This window comes from Pseudonocardia sp. C8 (genome assembly GCF_014267175.1).
In the GTDB taxonomy this organism is placed as follows: domain Bacteria; phylum Actinomycetota; class Actinomycetes; order Mycobacteriales; family Pseudonocardiaceae; genus Pseudonocardia.
In genome coordinates this window covers 3,875,259-3,894,373 of the sequence record NZ_JACMTR010000002.1, presented here as the reverse complement: position 1 = coordinate 3,894,373, position 19,115 = coordinate 3,875,259, and the positions used below count along the sequence as shown (strand labels likewise).

Here is a 19,115-nt window from a genome sequence, read left to right as displayed (position 1 = left end):
CTCAGCGCTCGAGCTCGTGGGCCAGCTCGGCGAGTTCCTGGCCGCCGGCCATCTCGGCGGTGAGTTCCTCGAGGGTGACCTCGGAGCGTTTGCGGTCGAGGACCCGGCGGCCGAGCTTGAGGATGATGAAGTGGTCGCCGACCAGGTAGGCGTGGTGCGGGTTGTGGGTGATGAACACGACGCCGAGGCCGGCGTCGCGGGCGGCGGCGGTGTACTTGAGCACCACGCCGGACTGCTTGACCCCGAGCGCGGCGGTGGGCTCGTCGAGGATCAGCACGCGTGCTCCGAAGTAGACGGCTCGGGCGATCGCGACGCACTGGCGCTGGCCGCCGGACAGGGTGCCGATGGGCTGGTTGATGTCCTTGACGTGGATGCCCATCTTGGCCAGCTCGGCGTTCGCGATCTCGCGCATGCCCTTGATGTCGAGCGGGGCCAGCGGGTAGTTGCCCTTGCGCAGCTCGGAGCCGAGGAAGAAGTTCCGCCACACCTCCATCAGCCCGACCACGGCGAGGTCCTGGTAGACGGTGGCGATGCCGCGGTCGAGCGACTGGCGCGGCGAGGAGAACGTGGTGTCCTGGCCGTCGACGGTCATGGTGCCCTCGGTGTGCGGGTGCAGCCCGGACATGATCTTGATGAGGGTGGACTTGCCGGCGCCGTTGTCGCCGAGGACGCAGGTGACCTCGCCGGCGTGGACGGTCAGGTCGATGCCCTCGAGGGCCCGGATGGCGCCGTAGGTCTTGCCGACGCCGCTCATCCGGACCAAAGGTTGGCCGGCGCGGAGGTCGGAGGCGGCGTGCGCGGTGATCGAGTCGGTCATCTCGGGCTCACTTCCGGGTGCTCGCGTAGTTCTTGATGTAGAGGTTCAGCACGACCGCGAGCAGCAGCATCGCGCCCAGGAAGGTGAAGAACCAGTTCGGGTCGAAGCCGGCGAACACGATGCCCTGGGTGGTCATGCCGAGGATGAACGCGCCGAGCGCGGCGCCGATCGCCGAGCCGAACCCGCCGGTGAGCAGGCAGCCGCCGACCACCGCGGCCACGATGTAGATCAGCTCGTTGCCGACGCCGAGGCCGGACTGGACCGAGGAGAAGTTGAACAGGATGTGCATGCCGAGGATCCAGCCGACGAACCCGACCCCCATGAACAGGCCGATCTTGACCTTGTTCACCGGGACGCCGACGGCGCGGGCGGAGGCGGCGTTGCCGCCGGCGGCGAAGATCCAGTTGCCGAGGCGGGTCCGGAACAGGATCCAGGAGCCGGCCGCGGCCAGCACGATCCACCAGAGGACGGTGATCTTGACGGTCATGAAGCCGAGCGGGATGTCCGAGGCGAACAGGGCGTGCGCGGAGGCGAAGCCGTCGAGCTCGGAGGCGTTGTCGGTGGCGACGGTGCCGGTGAGGCCCTTGGTGACGCCGATGTTGGCGCCACGCAGGATGAAGAACATCGACAGGGTGATCAGGAAGCTCGGGATGCCGGTGCGGACGACCAGCCAGCCGTTGATGAACCCGACCAGCAGGGCCATGGCCAGCGAGAGCACGACGCCGACCCACATGTTCAGCGACAGCTGGTAGGTCACCAGGGCGGCGGTCAGCGCGGAGGTGGTGACCGCGACGCCGGAGGACAGGTCGAACTCGCCGCCGATCATCAGCAGCGCCACGCCGACCGCGACGATCCCGATCGTCGAGGAGGCGTAGAGGACGGTGGCGAACGAGTCGAACGTGCGGAACGGCTCGGCGATCGCGAAGAAGAACGCGAAGATCGCGACCGCGGCGACGACGGTGCCGGTCTCGGGCCGGGCGAACAGCCGCGCGGAGACCGAGCGGGCCTCGGACGGGCGTGGTGGCTGTGACTCGGCGGTGGGGGACGGCGCGCCGGCCGGGCCGGCGTCGGCGGTGGGGGTGCTCATGGTGGCTCCTGGGGGAGTGACCACCCGGGGGCGGCCGGTGCGACGGCCGCCCCCGGGACCCGGTCAGCGCTTGTTGGCCTGGGTGTAGGGCAGGATCTGCCCGATGTTCGAAGAGTCCACGATCGACGGACCGGTGAGGGTCGGCTTTCCGCCGCCGATGTCGTTGCCGTTGGACAGGTTCAGCCACAGCGACTCCACCGCCAGGTAGCCCTGCACGTAGGGCTGCTGGTCGACCGAGAACGCGATCTTGCCGTCCTGGATGGCCTTCGCGGCGTCCTGGTTGAGGTCGAAGGTGGCGATCCGGGCGGTCGAGCCGGTGCCCTGCTGGGCCTGCAGCGCGGCCATCGCGATCGGCGCACCGAGGGTCACGATGTTGGAGATCGAGCGGTCCTCGGCCAGCTTGGCGTTCAACGTCTGCTGGACCGACGGCAGGTCGGCGCCGTTGACCTGGATGTTCTCGGTGTTCGCGTACCCCTTCTTCACCCCGGCACAGCGGGTCTCGAGCGCCACCGAGCCCTGGGCCTGGATGACGCAGAGCGTCTTGCCGCCCGGGTTCATCTGAGTGAGCTTCTGGCCGACGGTCTGGCCGGCCAGGGACTCGTCGGAGCCGAAGTACATCTTCGCGCCGGCCTGCTTGTACTGGTCGAGGCCCTGGTTGAACGCGACGACCGGGATGCCCGCGTCGGCGGCCTTCTTCGCCACCGGGATCACGGCGTCCGCGCTGGAGAGCGTCACCGCCAGGCCGTGGACCTTCGAGTCGACGGCGTTCTGCACCAGCGTCGCCTGCTCGGGGCCCTGCTCGTTGTTCGAGTACTTCAGGTCGATGTTGTGGAGCCGCGCGGCGTCCTCGGCCCCGGCCCGGATCTTGTCCCAGAACGTGTCACCCGCCTGCTCGTGGGTGACCATCGCGATCGTGTACCGCTGGCCCTCGGCGGCGGACTCGTTGCGGGCCCCGCCCTGGCTGCTGCAGGCGGCGAGGGCCAGCACCGCGGCCGAGGCGACGGCGACGGCGAGGACCTTCCGAATACTCCTCATCGAGCATCAGTTCTCTCTGTGTGTCGCGACCCCGCGGGCCGCGTTGTGAGTGGGGCGGTCTCCCCTCGCAGGGCCCCGACCGATCGAGGGGTGATGCGGACCACGTCAGGTGTACGCTTTTCACTTCATCAGGTCAATGGTTTGTCATGACAAAGCTCGACCAATCTGCTTCATCATCAGAATTGAGGAGGCGCGGTGGGCGATGCCCGCGATGCCGGGGCCCCGCCGCGGGCGGCGCTGGACCGGGGGAGCCCGGTCCCGCTGTATTTCCAGGTGGCGCGCCGCCTGCAGGCGATGGTCGACACCGGGGAGCTCCCGGTGGGGAGCCGGCTGCCGAACGAGGCCGAGCTGCTCGACCGGCTCGGGGTCAGCCGACCGACGCTGCGCCGCGCCGTCTCCTACCTGGTCGAACAGGGGGTCCTGGCCCGCAAGCGCGGGGCGGGGACCCGGGTCCTGCCGCGCCGCGTCGAACGCCCAGTGGAGCTGACCAGCCTGCACGACGACCTCGCCCGCGCCGGCCGGGTGCCGGCCACGCGGTTGCGCTCGTTCGAGGTGGGCCCGGCCGGGGACGCCGTCGCGTCGGCGCTGGGGGTCCCGTTCGGCACCGTCGTCGCCCGCTTCGAGCGGCTCCGGCTCGCCGACGGTGAGCCGCTGGCACTGATGACCAACTGCGTGCCGGTCGACGTGCTCGCGCTGCGTGCCGAGGACCTCGCCGCGCGCGGGCTCTACGACCTGCTCCGCGACGCCGGGCACGCGCCCTGCCGGGCCCGCCAGGTGGTCGGGGCGCGGGCGGCGACCCGGGCCGAGGCGCAGCTGCTCGGTGAGGCCAGGGGTGCGCCGGTGCTGACCATGGTCCGCACCGCGTGGGACGGCACCGGCACCGCGGTCGAGTACGGCGCACACCTCTACCGGCCGGCCCGCTACGCCTTCGAGCTCACCCTCACCGCCGGGACGGCGCACGGCTGACCGCGACCACCTCCGGTGGCGGGCCCGTCGTTCCCCGGACGACCAGGTGCGGCGGGAGCAACCGGTCGGCCGGGGCGGTGCCCCCGTCGTCGAGCCGGGCCGCGACGGCCCGCACGGCCCCGCGGGCCAGCGCGTCGGCGTCCTGCCGGACCGTTGTGAGGTCGATGTGGGCCAGCCCGGCCAGCCGGTCGTCGTTGTAGCCGACGACCGACACCCGGCCCGGGACGTCCACACCGGACCGGCGCAGCGTGTCCAGCAGCGCGAGCGCACACCGGTCGTTCGCCGCGACGACCGCGCTGGGCGGTGCCGGGTCGGCCAGCAAAGTGCGGGCCGCGGCGATCCCGGCCCGTTCGTCGTAGCCGCCCGGCAGGACCCGGATGTGGTCGGCCAGGCCGTGCGCGGTCATCGCGGCCCGGTAGCCGTCGCGGCGGACGGCGGCGTTCGGCCCGTCACCACCGTCGACGTGCACGATCACCCGGTGCCCGAGCCCGACGAGGTGGTCGACCGCCTGCCGGAGGCCGTCGTCGTCGGCGGTGCGCAGGGCGTCGACGGTCGCGGACCCGGTTCCGGTGCACGGTGCCGCCCGGCCGACCACGGCCACCGCGGCCCGCCGGCCGAGGTCGGCGAGGACGGCGTCGTCCAGGTGCGGGCCGAGCAGCACCAGCGCCTCGCAGCGGTGCGCCAGCAGCTCCCCGACGGCGTCGGCCTCGGGGTGGGTGGCGGTGCGTGCGGACAGCAGGACGTCGTAGCCGAGCCGCCCGGCCTCGTCGTAGATCGACTCCAGCAGGCCGGCCTCGTACGGCTCACCCACGGTCGTCACCACACCGACGGTGCGGCTGCGGCCCCGGGCCAGCAGCCGGGCCGCGCCGTCCGGCCGGTAGCCGATCTCGGCCGCCGCGGCGAGCACCCGGGCGCGGGTGCTCGCCGACGCCCCCGGCCGGTCCCGGAACACGAGCGACACCAGTGCGCGGGACACCCCGGCGCGGGCGGCGACGTCGCTCATGGTCGGCCTGCCGCGCACCCCGCCTCCTCGAATCTTTGTCTTGACATAGTGCGATCAAGTCAGGATAGTACCCGGTCAGACGCTACTAGAGCGCTCTAGATCGCTGGGCCTCGACTGTGCCCGCACCGACGTTCGGAAGAGATGACGACGTGGTCACACCCAAGATCAGAATCGGTTCCGCCCCCGACTCGTGGGGGGTGTGGTTCCCGTCCGACCCGGAGCAGACCCCGGCCGACCGGTTCCTCGCCGAGGTCGCGGCCGCCGGGTACGACTGGATCGAGATCGGCCCCTACGGCTACCTGCCCACCGACCCGAACGAGCTGTCCGACCAGCTGGAGCGGCACGGCCTGCGGGTCAGCGCCGGCACCGTGTTCGAGCACCTGCACCGCCCGGACTCCTGGGCGGACGTCTGGAAGCAGGTGACCGACGTCGCCGCGCTGACCCGGGCCGTCGGCGGCGGGCACATCATCGTGATCCCGGAACCGTGGCGCGACCACAAGACCGGGGCCGCGCTGGAGAGCCCGGAGCTGAGCCCGGAGCAGTGGCGCAACCTGACCACCGGGATGGACGAGCTGGGCCGCCGGATCCTCGAGGAGTACGGCCTGCACGTGCAGTTCCACAGCCACGCCGACTCGCACGTCGGCTACCAGCGCGACATCGAGCGCTTCCTCGCCGACACCGACCCGCGCCACGTGAACCTCTGCCTGGACACCGGGCACGTGTCCTACTACCGCGGGGACAACCTGGAGCTCATCCGCCGCTACCCGGAGCGGATCGGCTACCTGCACCTCAAGCAGGTCGACCCGGCGGTGCTCGACGAGGTCGAGGCCGAGGACCTGACCTTCCCCGAGGCGGTCCGGCGCGGGGTGATGTGCGAGCCGCCGCGTGGCGTCCCCGAGATGGAGCCGCTGCTCGACGCCGTGGCCGGGCTGGGCCGGGACGTCTACGCGATCGTCGAGCAGGACATGTACCCCTGCGCGCCGGAGGACCCGCTGCCGATCGCCCGGCGCACCCACACCTACCTCGGCGGCTGCGGGAACGGCGCCGTCGAGATCGGCCGCCCGCGCGGCTGAGGAAGGAGCACGGAGATGTCCGAACTGCGTGTCGCCGTGATCGGCGTCGGCAAGATGGGTGCGTTCCATGTGGACTCGCTGTCGAAGCGGGTCCGCGGGGCGCGGGTGACGGTCGTCAGCGATGCCGACGCCGATCGCGGGGCCGAGGTCGCGGCCGGCGTCGGGGCCCGGGTCGAGCCCGACCCGATCGCGGCCATCGGCGCGTCCGACGTGGACGCCGTCGTCGTCGCCAGCCCCGGGTTCGCGCACGAGAAGCAGGTGCTCGCCTGCCTGGAGGCCGGCAAGCCGGTGCTCTGCGAGAAGCCGCTGACGATGGACGAGCCGAGCGCGCTGGCCGTCGTGCAGGCCGAGGCCGCGCTCGGCCGCAGGCTGATCCAGGTCGGCTTCATGCGCCGCTTCGACCACGAGTACGCCCGGCTGCGCGCGCTGGTCGAGTCCGGAGAGCTCGGCAACCCGCTGCTGCTGCACTGCGTGCACCGCAACCCCGCGGTGCCGGAGCACTTCACCTCGGTGTTCGCGATGGCCGACTCGGTGGTGCACGAGGTCGACAGCACCCGGTTCCTGCTCGGCGAGGAGATCGTCGCGGTCACCGCGCTGAAGCCGGGGGCGACGTCGTCGTCGCCGGCCGGGAACGCCGACCCGATGCTGGTGCTGTTCGAGACCGAGTCCGGCCGGCTGGTCGACGTCGAGTCGTTCGTCCGCACCGGAGTGGCCTACGAGGTCCGCACCGAGCTCGTCGCCGAGTGCGGCATGGCGACGATCGGGCTGGACCAGGGCCTGGTGCTGCGCCGGGACGGCCGCTGCGGCGGCGAGCTGTCCCCGGACTTCGTCGTCCGGTTCGGACAGGCCTACGACACGCAGATGCAGGCGTTCGTCGACGCCGCGGCCCAGGGGACCGTCACCGGGCCGGGCGCGTGGGACGGCTACGCCGCCGTCGCCGTCTGCGCCGCCGGGGTCGAGGCCGTGACCAGCGGGAAGCGCGTCGAGGTCCGCCTGGGGGAGAAGCCGTGAAACTCGCTCTCGATCCGCAGATGTTCTACGCGACGCACTCGGTGCTGGAGCTGCCCGACGTCGTCGCCCGGATGGGCTACGCCTGGATGGAGATCTCCCCGAAGGACGACTTCATCCCGTTCTTCCGGTACCCGCGCGCCGACGACGCCACGGTCGCCGCGCTCCGCAAGCGGGCCGCCGATGCCGGGGTCGGGATCGCGTCGGTGCTGCCGGTGCTGCGCTGGTCCGGGCCCGGGGAGGACGAGCGCCAGGCCGCGGTCCGCGCCTGGAAGCGGGCCATCCGGATGACCGTGGACCTCGGCGTCGACGTGATGAACTCCGAGTTCAACGGCCGCCCGGAGTCCCCGGAGCACGCCGAGAGCCAGTTCCTGCGCTCGCTCGAGGAGCTCGCGCCGGAGTTCGAGCGGGAGGGCGTGCGGCTCGTGCTCGAGCCGCACCCGGACGACTTCGTCGAGGACGGGCACGCCGCGCTGAACCTCGTCCGCGGCCTCAACGCGGACTGGATCGACTTCCTCTACTGCACCCCGCACACGTTCCACCAGGGCGACGACGCCACCGGGATCATCGGCGCGGCCGGCGACAAGCTCGCCTACGTCCACCTCGCCGACACCCTCGACCACACCGCCTCGAACGGGCTGCGCTACATCGTGAACCCGCCCGGTTCGACCGTGCGGGTGCACCAGCACGCCGAGATCGGGCGTGGCGAGGTCGACTTCGACGAGGTCTTCGCCGCGCTCGCCGCCTCCGGGTTCGACGGGGTCCTGTCCAGCTGCGTGTTCGGCTGGGAGGAGCACGCCGAGGAGATCAGCGTCCGGCAGCGGGGGAAGGCCGTCGCGCTGGTGGAGAAGCACTTCGGTGCCGGCCGGGGAAGGGAGCTCGCACCGTGAGCTACACCCTCGCCGCCAGCGCGGAGATGCTGTACCTGGACCTGCCGTTCACCGACCGGGTCCGGCGGATCGCCGCGCGCGGGCTGCAGGTGGAGATCTGGGACTGGTCCACGAAGGACGTCGACGCGCTGGCCGGCGCCGGCGCGGACATCGTGTCGATGACCGGCTACCTCACCGGGGACCTGGTGACACCGGACGGGGTCGCCGCGCTGCTCGCGTCGGCCGAGAAGTCGCTCGCGGTGGCCGAGCGGCTCGACTGCCCGAGCCTCAACCTGCACGGCACCGGGCTCGGCCCGGGCGGGCTGCCCGTCCACCCGGTCGAGGTGGTCACCCCGGACATGTGGCTGACCGCGGCCGACACCCTGCGGCGGGTCGCGGAGCTGGGGGAGCGGGCCGGTCGGGTGTTCACCCTGGAGAACCTCAACCTGCCCGTCGACCACCCGGGGACACCGTTCGCGCTCGCCCGCGACACCCGCGCACTCGTCCGTGCGGTCGGCAGCCCGCACCTGCGGATGAACCTCGACCTGTACCACGCCCAGATCGGCGAGGGGAACCTGATCGAGCTCGTCCGGGAGTCGCTGCCGTACGTGGGGGAGATCCAGGTGGCCGACGTGCCCGGCCGCTGCGAGCCGGGCACGGGGGAGATCCACTACCCGGCGGTCGCGGCCGCGCTGCGCGAGCTGGGCTACGACGGCGTCGTCGGCCTGGAGGGGTGGGCCGCGGCCGACCCGGGCGCCGCGCTGGACGCGTTCGTCGCCGCGTTCTCGGCGTAGCCGGTCCGCGGTTCGCGTCAGCCGGGCCGGTGCGGGGTGCCGCGCAGGCTGTACCAGTAGGCGCCGGCCTCGGCGTCGGACAGCTCGGTGCGTACCTGCGCGTCGGCGGGGCGGCCGAACCGGCGCCGGATCGCCTTCCGGGCGATCTTCTCGACCTGGCACGCCAGCCGGTCGGGGACGGTGCGCCCGGCCAGGGTGAGCACGGCGACGAACGCGTACCGCGCCGGGCCGCGGCGGGGCCACGGGCCGGTGCCGTCGGCCAGGGACAGCTCGACGCTCATCGGCCGCTTCTCGTGCGCGTGCAGGGCCCGGGTCAGCTCGGCCTCGACGGTGTGCGCATCCACCCCCGCCGGGGCCTCGACGCGGACGACGGCCATCACGGCGCTCGTCGGTGTCGGGGTGCTCACAACGCTCACGTCCCAGGGCTCCTTCCGCGGCGCACCCCCTCCGTCGGACGTGCGCGGTCAGCCGATTCTTTCCCGGGATCACCCGATTCAAACAAGATCTGAATCGTCACAGTTCACGCAATCTCACTGCGTGCGCGACGCCGGCCGTCAGCCGCGGGCCGAGGGGAAGTCCGGTGCCCGCTTCTCCCGCAGCGCGGCGGCGCCCTCGACGACGTCCGGGCCCATGAAGCAGAGCATCTCGTAGGCGGCGGACTGGTCGAAGGTCGGCCCGGCGCTGCGCAGCCAGCTGTTCAGCGAGCGCTTGGTGAGCCGGATCGCCTGCTGCGAGCCGGTGCCGAGCAGGTGCGCGACCCGCAGCGCCTCGTCGAGGACCTGGTCGCGGGGCAGCGCCTTGGCGACCATGCCGAGCCGCTCGGCCTCGGCGCCGGTGAGCATCTCGCCGGTGAGCAGGTAGTAGCGGGCCTTCGCCATCCCGGCCAGCAGCGGCCAGATGATCGCGGCGTGGTCGCCGGCCGAGACGCCGAGCTTGACGTGGCCGTCGCCGAGCTTGGCGTCCTCGGCGCAGATTGCGATGTCGGCCAGCAGCGCCACCACGACACCCGCACCGACGGCGACGCCGTTGATCGCGGACACGACCGGCTTCTCGCAGTTGATGATGTTGTAGACGAGGTCGCTCATCTCGGTGAGCATGTGCGAGACGCGCTCGTGGTCCCCGGCCATCCGCTCGACCATGCCCAGGTCACCGCCCGCGGAGAACGCCTTCCCGGCCCCGGTGATCACCGCGACCCGGGTCCCGGGGTCCCGGGAGACGTCGTTCCACACCCGGGCCAGCTCGCCGTGCAGCTGCTCGTCGGCCGCGTTGTACTTGGCCGGGTTGTTGATCGTGATCAGCAGGACGCCGTCGTCGCGGCGCTCGAACAGCAGCTGGGAGTAGGCGTTCGGGTCGAGGGTCATCGTCGTCTCCTTCACCGGTGGGCACCCGTGGGCTCGAACAGGCCTCGGGCGTCGTCGTCGGCGGCCTGCTCGGCCGCCTTGTAGTGGATCTTCTTGCCGGTCGCGGTCAGGGGAGGGTGCACGTTCTCGCCGCCGGAGACGAGCATGTCGTCCTTGCGGCCGACGATGGTGACGAACTCGTCGGAGTCCCAGGTGGCGAGGTCACCGAGCCGGACCCAGCCGCCGGCGAACCTGGACTGGTCGACGTCGCCGCTGTAGGCGTAGCCGCACTTCGGGCTGCGCACGACGACCTCGCCGACCTCGGTGCCGTCCCGGGCGACCACCGAGTCCGGATCGGAGTGGCCGGCGTCGTCGATGCGGACCACCCGGACGTCGTCGTCGGTGCAGGCCCGACCCGCGGACCCGGCGTGCTCGGGCAGGTCGTCGGGTCGCAGGAACGTGTTCCAGAACGTCTCGGTGGTCCCGTACCCGTTGAAGATCCGCGGGGTGAGCACCTGCTGGTAGCGCAGGCAGGCCTCGCGCTCCAGCGGGGCACCCATCGTCACGATCCCGCGCAGCGACGACAGGTCCCGCGGCCGGTCGGCCTGGGCCCGCGCCAGCATCTCCAGGTTGGTCGGCGCCCCGATCAGGTAGGTGAGGCCGTGCTCGCCGACCAGGTCGAGGACGCGGTGGGGGTCGAACGTGCGCAGCGGCACCAGGCCGGCGCCGACGTAGAACACCGGGTTGGGCCCGCCCGAGTACAACCCGCCCCGGTGGAACCACGGCGTCATGTTCAGCGTGCGGTCCTCCGGCCCCAGCGGGAAGTGCATGATCACGTCGTGGGCGCTGAACACCTCGACCATGCTGTTCAGCGGGACGCCCTTGGGCAGGCCGGTGGTGCCGGAGATGTACAGCCGGGTGGTCTCGTCGTACGCGGTGCGCCCGGGATCGGGCAGCGGGTCGCCGGGAGCGGCGTCGGCGGGCCGAGCGTCGACGCCGGTCCGTTCCAGCTCGGCGATCCGGACGGCTCCGGGCAACGGGTCGTCCCCACCGGAGGCGACGACGAGCTCGGGGCGGTGGGTGGCGATCTCCAGCGCGTCCCGGACGGTCGCGGTCAGCTCGGTGTCGTAGACGAACACCCGCGGCAGGCTGTCGTCGAGGACGTGCGCGACCTCCCCGGCGGCCAGCCGGAAGTTGACCGGCGAGCCGACCGCGCCGGCCGCCTGGGTGGCCAGGTAGAGCCGGGCGAAGTCGGCTGAGTTGTAGAGCTGATGGGTCACGACGTCGCCGGGACGGACACCGGCCGCGCGCAGCCCGCGGGCCAGCGCGTCGACCCGGTCGCCGAGCTCGGCGTAGGTCTCCGCGACGCCGGTGTCCGGGTCGACCATCGCGGTGCGCCGGCCGAACCGGCGCACGGTGCGCCGGAACCCGGCCAGGTAGGTGAAGTCGCGCTCGAACCACTCCCGGAAGGGGGCGGGGTCGTAGGTGTACATCGGCTCCTCCTCCGAGCACGTCCGGCCGTCGGTCCCCGTCATCGGGCACCGCCCGCGGTGAAGGCCGGGATCCCGGTGAGCGCCCGGCCCAGGATCAGGGTGTGGATCTCGTCGGTGCCCTCGTAGGTGCGCACCGCCTCCAGGTTGGTCGCGTGCCGCAGCGGTGAGTGCTCCGCGCTCATCCCGTTGCCGCCGAGCACGGTCCGCGCCGCGCGGCAGATGTCGATCGCCTCGCGGACGTTGTTCAGCTTGCCCACCGAGATCTGCTCCGGCCGCAGGCTGCCGGCGTCCTTGAGCCGGCCGGTGCGCAGCGCGATCATCATGCCCTTCTGCAGTTCCAGGGCGGCGTCGACGAGCTTCTGCTGGGTGAGCTGGAACGCCGCCACCAGGCTGCCGAACTGGTGCCGGGCCAGCGCATGGTCGCGCGCGACGGTCCAGGCGTCGCGGGCGGCGCCCATGGCACCCCACATGATCCCGTACCGGGCCTCGTCGAGGCAGGTGAACGGGCCGCGCAGGCCGGTCGCCCCGGGCAGCAGCGCGTCGCCGGGCAGCCGGACCGCGTCGAGCACGACGTCGGCCTGCACGGAGGTGCGCAGGCCCAGCTTCGGCTCGATCGGGGTCGCGGTGAACCCGGGTGTCGCGGTGGGGACCAGGAAGCCGCGGATGCCCTCGGCGGTGCGGGCCCAGACGACGGCGACGTCGGCGACGGTGGCCAGACCGATCCAGCGCTTGGCGCCGTGCAGCACCCAGCCGTCGCCGTCCGGCTCGGCGCGGGTCTGCATGCTCGCCGGGTCGCTGCCGGCCTCGGGCTCGGTGAGGGCGAAGCAGCCGACGAGCTCGCCGGCGGCCATGCCGGGCAGCCACGCCTCCTTCTGCGCGTCGGTGCCGAAGCGGTCGATCGCGGTCATCGCGAGCGATCCCTGGACGCTGACGATCGTCCGGATCCCGGAGTCGGCGGCCTCCAGCTCGGCCGCGGCCAGCCCGTACTCGACGGCACTGCGGCCCGTGCAGCCCGGCCCGTGCAGGTGGGCGCCGAGCAGGCCGGCCCGGCCGAGCTCGGGAATCAGCTCGCGGGGCAGGTGCGCGCGCTCGAACCAGTCGGCCACGTACGGGGTGACGTGCTCGGCGACGAACCGGCGGACGTGCTCGCGCCAGGCGCGCTCGCCGTCGGAGAGCAGGTCGTCGAGGTCGAGCAGGTCGTGCGGGGCGGCGGACGGCTCCATGGTCACACCATCGACAGGCCGCCGCTGACACTGACGGTCTGCCCGGTGAGGTAGGTGGCGTCCGGGGAGGCGAAGAACGCGACGGTCGCCGCGAGGTCGTCCGGCCGGGCGAGCCGGCGGAACGGGATCGCCTTGACCAGCGCGTCGCGCAGCCGGTCGTTGCCCTCGAACAGCGAGGAGAACAGCGGGGTGTCGGTGGGACCGGGGCACACGCAGTTGGCGTTGATGCCGTGCCGGGCGACCTCGCGGGCCAGGGTCTTGGTGAAGGAGATGACCCCGCCCTTGGCCGCCGAGTAGACGGCCTCCCCGGACGAGCCGACCCGCGCGGCGTCCGAGGCGATGTTCACGACGGTGCCACCGCCCTGGGCGATCATCACCGGTACCACGGCCTGCGAGGTGTGCAGGACTCCGTAGAGGTTGATCCGGATGATCCGGTCCCAGTCGGCCGGGTCGGAGTCGACGAACGGCCCGATCTTGTCCCAGCCGGCGTTGTTCACCAGCCCGTCGATCCGGCCGAACTCCTCGCGGGCCCGCTGCACCATCGCCCGCACGGACCCGGGGTCGGTGACGTCGGCGTGGATCCCGACGGCCTTCCCTCCGATCTCGGCGGCAGTGCCGGTCGCGGTGTCCTCGTCGACGTCGGTGACGGCCACGGCGGCGCCCTCGGCGGCCAGCCGCTCGGCGATCGCGCGTCCGATGCCGCGCCCGGCACCGGTCACGATCACGCTCCGGTCGTCCATCCTGCCCATGGGATCTCCTTCGATCGCTGGTCGTTCACGGGGCGAGCTCGCGGCCCAGCCGGTGGCGGGTGATGACGAGCTTCATGATCTGTGCGGTGCCGTCGCCGATCTGCAGGCCGAGCACGTCGCGCATCCGCTGCTCGATCGGCAGCTCGGTGCGGTAGCCGTACTGGCCGTGCAGCAGCAGGCACTGGTTGATCTGGTCGTGGGCGGTCTTCGGCGCGAACCACTTGCACATCGCCGCCTCGGAGGTGTGCGGGTTGCCGGTGTCGGCCAGCCACAGTGCACGGTGGCACAGCGCGCGTGCGGCGGCGAGCAGGGTGTCGGCCTCGGCGAGCGGGAACGAGACGCCCTGGTTGGCCGACAACGGCCGGTCGAACGCCTCCCGGGTGGACACGTACTCCCAGGTCTCGTCGACGGTCTGCTGCGCGCACCCGATGCACTGCAGCCCGATCAACGCCCGGGAGAAGTCGAAGCCGGCCATGACCCTGCCGAAGCCCTGGCCCTCCGCGCCGAGCAGGTGGTCGGCGGGGACGCGGACCCGGTCCAGGTGCGCGGCACCCCGGCCGACGGCCCGGGTGCCCATGTCCGGGTAGAGCTCGACGGTCACGCCGGGGCGGTCGAGCGGGACGAGGAACGCAGAGATGCCGCGTCCGCGCCCGGCCGCGTCGTCGGTGCGCGCGAACACGACGACCGCGGAGGCGTCGGCCGCGAACGACAGCGACTTGACGCCGTGCAGCACCCAGTCGGCGTCGGCCCCGGGGCCGTCACGGGTCGCGGTGAGCCGGGGGACTCCCGCGTCGGAGCCGGCGTGCGGCTCGGTCAGCCCGATCCCGACGATCTCCTCGCCCGAGCAGATCCGCGGAACCCAGTGCGCGGCGAGCTCCGCCGTCGCGTGGGCGGCCAGGAGCTGCCCGGTCAGGGCCCCGACGACGACGAGGTAACCGGCGTTGATGTCACCGCGCCCGATCTCCTCGACGATCAGCCCGGTGGTGACCCGGTCGGTGCCACCGCCGCCGAGCTCGGCCGGCAGCTGCGGCGCGATGAGGCCGAGTCGACCCATCTCCCGGCGCAGCTCCGGGGCGATCCGGCCCGCCGTCTCGCGCTCCCGGTAACCGGGCAGCAGCTCCGTGACGGCGAAGTCGGCCGCCCGGCTGCGGTACGCACGCTGGGTGTCGCTGCGGGCGAGGTCCACTTCGCCGTCCTCTCGGTATCGACCACTGCGTCGAACACTGACGACCGTGACAAAATTTGACTAACAAGTCAATAGTTGTCCCGACGGTCGACATCGCCCGGGGTGGTGCGACACTGGGGCCGTCGAGGAGGTGTCGGGTGACGCAGGCAGAACCGGCCGGCCGGGTCCGGCGCAAGCGGGACCGGCGGGTCCGGCAGATCCTCACCACGGCGGCCGAGCTGGTCGGCGAGCGCGGGTTCGAGGCGGTCAGCCTGGAGGACGTCGCGGAGCGGCTCGACGTCACCAAGGGGTCGCTCTACTACTACTTCCCCGGCAAGGACGAGCTGATCACCGCGGCGATCGAGACCCTCGGCGACGACTGGAGCAGCCGCCTGGAGGAGCTCCCGGCGGGCCGCGAGGGGACGCCTGCGCAGCGGTTGCGGGCGCTCGTCCGGGAGCACGTGGGCATCGCCGTGCGGGAGTACCCCGCGGCACTGCGGCTGTTCCTCGTGCCCAGCACGTGGCCCGACGCCCAACGGGCCCGGATCAAGGATCTGCGCAGGCGGCACGACCGGGTGTTCCGCACCGTCCTCGAGGAGGGGCTGGCCGGCGGCGACTTCGCGGTGGTGAGTGCCGACGCGACGCTGCAGTGCATGCATGCGTCGATGAGCCAGGCACCCGAGTGGTGCGGCGCGCTGCGCGGGCGGGCCCGCGAGCGCGCGATCGACGAGCTCACCGACACGCTGATGAAGCTGGTGACCCCCACCTGAGCCGGGGGAGCGCGGTCAGGAGACGACCGGCAGCGGCCCGGACGGGCGGTCGAAGAGCGCCCGCCGTCCCTCCTCGCGCCGCCGCGGGATGCGGGGCAGCTGCGAGGTCATGTCGGCCTGCGCGGCCAGCTCGGCGCGACGCTGCGCGTCGAGGCACTCGGACAGCAGCGCGCGGACGTCCGCCGTCACCGGGTGCGCCGCGCCGAGGACCTGGTCCGCGGTATCCAACGTGGACGACAGGAGGGCGGCGCCGTCACGCCGGTCGCCCGCGTCCACCCGGGCCACCGCGAGCGCGGCGCGGGATGCGATCGTGCACGCGTGGCTCTCGCCGAGCACGCGTGTCCGTCGTATGAGGACGTCCTCGTGCCGGGTGACGGCCTCCGCCGGCCGGCCGACGAGCTGGTGCGCGGCGGCGACGGCGTCGGCGGCGGCCAGCGTGGCCGGGTGGTCGGGACCGAGCGCCTCCTCGCGGGAGGTGAGGTTGCGGGCGGCGAGCGCGAGGCCGCGGGTCTCGTCGTCGCCGAGCAGGTAGGCGACCGCCAGGCTGCCCTCCACGACGAGCGTGTCGGGGTCGCCGGGGCCGAGGTCGCGGCGGGCGGCGGCGAGCACCTGCTCCAGCCGCCGGGTCGCGTCGAGCAGCCCGTCCTCGTCGCCCGCGCGGCCCGCCGTCCGGACGTCGGTGGCGGCCCGGTCGTGCCGCTCCCGCAGCTCGTCCCGGGCGCCGGCGGCGCGGTGGTCGACGGCAGCGCTCTCCCGCAGGAACGGTGAGCCGGCGAAGACGCTGTCACTCATATCGGTCCGTTCCTCCCTCTCGATACGCACAGTCATCACTCGATCACCCGGTCAGCCTAGCTGATTGCCACGGAGCGTACCCTAAGTCGCCGGCGCTGAGCAGCACATGGGCTAATCTGCGATGCGGATCTTCCGTCTGATTACAGAGAGTTGCGAGCTGCGGACCCCTGGTCGTGGACGGCGGGGGAGCCGTGCCCGCGTGGCCGACCGTGGCATCGTCGGCGCCGCACCTGGTACGTCTGGAGAATCCGATGCCCCATCCGCTGTCCCGGCTGACCGCCGACGAGATCGACGACGCACGTGCGCTCCTGGCCGAGCACGGCCTGCTCGGCCCCGGTGTGCGGGTCCCCGTCCTGGCGCTGGAGGAGCCGCCGCGCGCGACGGTCGTGGCCCACCGCGACGGGGACCCGGTCGACCGCCGGGTCCGCGCGGTCCTGCTGGACCCGGCCAGCGGGACGTCCCGCACGGTGATCGCCTCGCTGACCCGCAAGGAGATCGACGAGCGGGTCGAGCACGACCCCACGACCGACGGCCAGCCGCCGATCACCGGCGAGGAGATGGAGGGCGTCGACGAGATCGTCAAGGCGGACGCCGGCTGGCGGGAGGCGATGGCGCGGCGCGGGATCACCGACGTCTCGCTCGTCGCCGCATGCCCGCTCTCGGCCGGATCGTTCGACCTGCCGGGGGAGCGGGGCCGCCGGATGCTGCGCGTGCTCTCGTTCCTCCAGCACCGCCCGGACGACAGCCCCTGGGCGCACCCGGTCGACGGTGTCGTCGCCTATGTGGACCTGCTGGAGCGCAAGGTGATCGAGCTGATCGACACCGGCGTCGTCGCCGTCCCGGAGGAGGAGGGCAACTTCGGCGAGGGGCCGTACCGGGAGACCCGCAAGCCGCTGCACGTCACCCAGCCCGAGGGGCCGAGCTTCACGGTCTCCGACGACGACGTCGTCGAGTGGGAGGGCTGGCGGTTCCGCGTCGGATTCGACCCGCGCGAGGGTCTCGTCCTGCACCAGCTGTCCATCGAGGACCGTCCGGTCGCGCACCGGCTGTCGATCGCCGAGATGGTCGTCCCGTACGCCGACCCGGGGCCGGTGCGGTTCTGGCAGAACTACTTCGACGCCGGCGAGTACCTGCTCGGCCAGCAGGCCAACTCCCTCGAGCTCGGCTGCGACTGCGTCGGCGAGATCCACTACTTCGACGCCGTCCTCGCCGACCCGGACGCCCGGCCGCGCACCATCCGCAACGCGATCTGCCTGCACGAGGAGGACGACGGGGTGCTCTGGAAGCACACCGACGTCTTCACCGGCAAGCAGGCCGTCCGGCGCCGCCGCCGGCTCGTCGTCTCGTTCTTCGCGACGATCGGGAACTACGACTACGGCTTCTACTGGCACCTCCACCAGGACGGCGCGATCGAGCTGGACGTCAAGTCCACCGGTGTCGTCTTCACCGGTGCCCACGACGACCGGGCCTCCCGCTGGGCGACGGAGATCGCCCCGGGGCTGGGCGCGCCGTACCACCAGCACCTGTTCTGCGCCCGCATCGACCTGACCGTCGACGGTCCCGAGTCGTGGGTGGACGAGCTGGACGTGCAGCGGCTGCCGGTCTCGGCGGACAACCCGTACGGCAACGCGTTCGCGCGGTCGGTCACCCGGATCGCCTCCGAACGGGACGCGGGCCGGCTCGCTTCCAAGAAGGACGGTCGCGTGTGGCGTGTGTCGTCGGCCCGGGGCCGCAACCGGTTCGGCGAGCCGACGGCGTACGTGCTCGAGCCGGAGGACGGCCCGACCCTGCTCGCCGACCACGACGCGTCGATCACCGGGCGGGCCGCGTTCGCGACGAAGCACCTGTGGGTCACCGCCTACGACCCGGCGCGCCGGTACCCGGCGGGAGAGCTGGTCAACCAGCACGCGGGCCACGCGGGCCTGCCGGAGTGGGTCGGCGAGGACCGCGACCTCGACGGTGCCGAGCTGACCCTGTGGCACACCTTCGGCGTCACCCACTTCCCGCGGCCGGAGGACTGGCCGGTCATGCCGACCGCGTCCTGCGGGTTCCGGCTCGCGCCGTCGGGGTTCTTCGACCGCAACCCGACCTTGGACGTCCCGCCCGGGCACTGAGTCCCGGGGCGCATCCCCGTGGCCTTGCGGTCAGCGCCGGACCGCGACGCTGACCGCGGCGGCGGTCTCGGCCAGCCCGGCCCGCAGCCGGGCGATCGCCTCGGGCAGGTGGTCGGCGGCGTCCTGGGCGAGACGCCGCGCGGTCGCCCGGTCGACCTCCGGCTCCAGCACCTGCTCGACGCCGAGCGCGGCGATCACGACGAGCGTCACGGCGCCCTGCAGGGTGAACGTGCCGGGGTGCCGGACCATGCCGCGCAGCGCGATGCCCGGCGCGTGCACGGCGGCGGAGTCGGCCACGGCCAGCTTGGTCCGGCGCCGGCCGAGCAGGGTCCGCTCGGAGGCCTGCCGCAGCACGCCGCGCTGCACGAGATCGTTCTGGACGACCTCGAGGAGCAACCCCCCGAGCGCGTCGATCCAGGAACGGACCGGGTGCGCCCGCGGCTCGTGGGCGACGCTGTCCATGACGAGCGTCGCCGCCTCCCCGGCGGCCGCGCCCGCCGGTGCCGACCGGGTCGCCACGACCCGGTGGTCCGGGTCGATGGTCAGCGCTCCCGCTGTCACGAGGTCGGCGAGCTGGGCGCCGACCAGTCCGCAGGCGAGCAGGTCCGGGGCCAGCCCGGACCGGCCGGCGGCCTCGTCGTACGCGATCAGGAACAAGCCGTTCGCGAGCGCGCCCTGCTCCATGCCGCATCCTCCCGGGTTTTCACTCTCAGTAACTGATTCGGCGCAATGCGCCAGGATATTGCGCCGATTGCGCGTCGGATGTGACGTGACGTTAGCATTCCGCCCCGACTATCGATCCTCCTCGAGATCAGGA

Annotated in this window: 19 protein-coding genes; 7 read left to right on the top strand and 12 right to left on the bottom strand. The window is 72.6% G+C overall.

Features of this window, described 5'->3' with window-relative positions; all coding sequences use genetic code 11:
* Position 1: 1 nt before the first annotated feature.
* The 3 genes from H7X46_RS18520 to H7X46_RS18510 all read right to left on the bottom strand — a co-directional run bounded on the left by H7X46_RS18520 (position 2) and on the right by H7X46_RS18510 (position 2,939).
* Positions 2 to 817 (bottom strand): ATP-binding cassette domain-containing protein, encoded by an 816-nt coding sequence (locus H7X46_RS18520; RefSeq protein WP_186360601.1) that lies wholly within the window; start codon positions 815 to 817, stop codon positions 2 to 4.
* A 7-nt stretch (positions 818 to 824) separates the two neighbouring features.
* A complete protein-coding gene (locus H7X46_RS18515; RefSeq protein ID WP_186360600.1) occupies positions 825 to 1,904 on the bottom strand; it encodes an ABC transporter permease in 1,080 nt (359 codons plus the stop codon).
* Positions 1,905 to 1,967: 63 nt separating this feature from the next.
* Entirely contained in the window at positions 1,968 to 2,939 is a 972-nt protein-coding gene (locus H7X46_RS18510; protein WP_186360599.1) for a substrate-binding domain-containing protein, read from the bottom strand.
* Positions 2,940 to 3,134: 195 nt separating this feature from the next.
* On the opposite strand from H7X46_RS18510, the gene H7X46_RS18505 reads away from it, so the two are divergent.
* Positions 3,135 to 3,905: a GntR family transcriptional regulator gene (locus tag H7X46_RS18505; RefSeq protein WP_370588844.1), complete on the top strand. Its 771-nt coding sequence runs from the start codon at positions 3,135 to 3,137 to the stop codon at positions 3,903 to 3,905.
* On the opposite strand, the gene H7X46_RS18500 is transcribed toward H7X46_RS18505, so the two are convergent.
* On the bottom strand, positions 3,880 to 4,926 hold the full coding sequence (locus tag H7X46_RS18500) for a LacI family DNA-binding transcriptional regulator (protein ID WP_370588843.1): 1,047 nt from the start codon (positions 4,924 to 4,926) through the stop codon (positions 3,880 to 3,882). The two genes, H7X46_RS18505 and H7X46_RS18500, sit on opposite strands and share 26 nt — an antisense overlap.
* A gap of 179 nt (positions 4,927 to 5,105) precedes the next feature.
* Between H7X46_RS18500 and H7X46_RS18495 the strand changes: the two genes are divergently transcribed.
* Genes H7X46_RS18495 through H7X46_RS18480 form a run of 4 tightly spaced genes read left to right on the top strand, consistent with a single transcriptional unit; the run spans position 5,106 to position 8,652 of the window.
* Positions 5,106 to 5,981, top strand: coding sequence for a sugar phosphate isomerase/epimerase family protein (locus H7X46_RS18495; protein WP_370588842.1), 876 nt, complete (start codon positions 5,106 to 5,108; stop codon positions 5,979 to 5,981).
* 15 nt (positions 5,982 to 5,996) lie between these two features.
* Positions 5,997 to 6,992 (top strand): Gfo/Idh/MocA family protein, encoded by a 996-nt coding sequence (locus tag H7X46_RS18490; protein WP_186360597.1) that lies wholly within the window; start codon positions 5,997 to 5,999, stop codon positions 6,990 to 6,992.
* Positions 6,989 to 7,879, top strand: a complete 891-nt coding sequence (locus H7X46_RS18485) for a sugar phosphate isomerase/epimerase (protein ID WP_186360596.1) — start codon at positions 6,989 to 6,991, stop codon at positions 7,877 to 7,879. The genes H7X46_RS18490 and H7X46_RS18485 overlap by 4 nt, the downstream gene beginning before the upstream one ends.
* Positions 7,876 to 8,652 (top strand): TIM barrel protein, encoded by a 777-nt coding sequence (locus H7X46_RS18480; protein ID WP_370588841.1) that lies wholly within the window; start codon positions 7,876 to 7,878, stop codon positions 8,650 to 8,652. The genes H7X46_RS18485 and H7X46_RS18480 overlap by 4 nt, the downstream gene beginning before the upstream one ends.
* 17 nt (positions 8,653 to 8,669) lie before the next feature.
* Here the strand turns inward: H7X46_RS18480 and H7X46_RS18475 are convergent, their stop codons facing one another.
* The 6 genes from H7X46_RS18475 to H7X46_RS30785 form a co-directional block, all read right to left on the bottom strand.
* Entirely contained in the window at positions 8,670 to 9,068 is a 399-nt protein-coding gene (locus H7X46_RS18475; RefSeq protein ID WP_186360595.1) for a hypothetical protein, read from the bottom strand.
* A 138-nt stretch (positions 9,069 to 9,206) separates the two neighbouring features.
* A complete protein-coding gene (locus H7X46_RS18470) occupies positions 9,207 to 10,013 on the bottom strand; it encodes an enoyl-CoA hydratase/isomerase family protein (protein WP_186360594.1) in 807 nt (268 codons plus the stop codon).
* 11 nt (positions 10,014 to 10,024) lie between these two features.
* On the bottom strand, positions 10,025 to 11,485 hold the full coding sequence (locus H7X46_RS18465; protein WP_186360593.1) for a class I adenylate-forming enzyme family protein: 1,461 nt from the start codon (positions 11,483 to 11,485) through the stop codon (positions 10,025 to 10,027).
* A gap of 38 nt (positions 11,486 to 11,523) precedes the next feature.
* The gene (locus H7X46_RS18460; protein WP_186360592.1) at positions 11,524 to 12,708 is read right to left on the bottom strand and encodes an acyl-CoA dehydrogenase family protein; all 1,185 of its coding nucleotides are present in this window, start codon (positions 12,706 to 12,708) and stop codon (positions 11,524 to 11,526) included.
* A gap of 2 nt (positions 12,709 to 12,710) precedes the next feature.
* Entirely contained in the window at positions 12,711 to 13,457 is a 747-nt protein-coding gene (locus tag H7X46_RS18455) for an SDR family NAD(P)-dependent oxidoreductase (RefSeq protein WP_186360591.1), read from the bottom strand.
* A gap of 25 nt (positions 13,458 to 13,482) precedes the next feature.
* Positions 13,483 to 14,643 (bottom strand): acyl-CoA dehydrogenase family protein, encoded by a 1,161-nt coding sequence (locus H7X46_RS30785; RefSeq protein ID WP_186360590.1) that lies wholly within the window; start codon positions 14,641 to 14,643, stop codon positions 13,483 to 13,485.
* Between the two features lie 137 nt (positions 14,644 to 14,780).
* Between H7X46_RS30785 and H7X46_RS18445 the strand changes: the two genes are divergently transcribed.
* Entirely contained in the window at positions 14,781 to 15,392 is a 612-nt protein-coding gene (locus H7X46_RS18445) for a TetR/AcrR family transcriptional regulator (protein ID WP_186360589.1), read from the top strand.
* A 15-nt stretch (positions 15,393 to 15,407) separates the two neighbouring features.
* Here the strand turns inward: H7X46_RS18445 and H7X46_RS18440 are convergent, their stop codons facing one another.
* On the bottom strand, positions 15,408 to 16,184 hold the full coding sequence (locus H7X46_RS18440; RefSeq protein WP_186360588.1) for a tetratricopeptide repeat protein: 777 nt from the start codon (positions 16,182 to 16,184) through the stop codon (positions 15,408 to 15,410).
* A gap of 251 nt (positions 16,185 to 16,435) precedes the next feature.
* Here H7X46_RS18440 and H7X46_RS18435 point away from each other — a divergent pair, with 251 nt between their 5' ends.
* Positions 16,436 to 18,298, top strand: coding sequence for a primary-amine oxidase (locus tag H7X46_RS18435; RefSeq protein ID WP_186360587.1), 1,863 nt, complete (start codon positions 16,436 to 16,438; stop codon positions 18,296 to 18,298).
* Between the two features lie 30 nt (positions 18,299 to 18,328).
* On the opposite strand, the gene H7X46_RS18430 is transcribed toward H7X46_RS18435, so the two are convergent.
* Positions 18,329 to 18,982 (bottom strand): GPP34 family phosphoprotein, encoded by a 654-nt coding sequence (locus H7X46_RS18430; RefSeq protein ID WP_186360586.1) that lies wholly within the window; start codon positions 18,980 to 18,982, stop codon positions 18,329 to 18,331.
* Positions 18,983 to 19,115 lie beyond the last annotated feature (133 nt).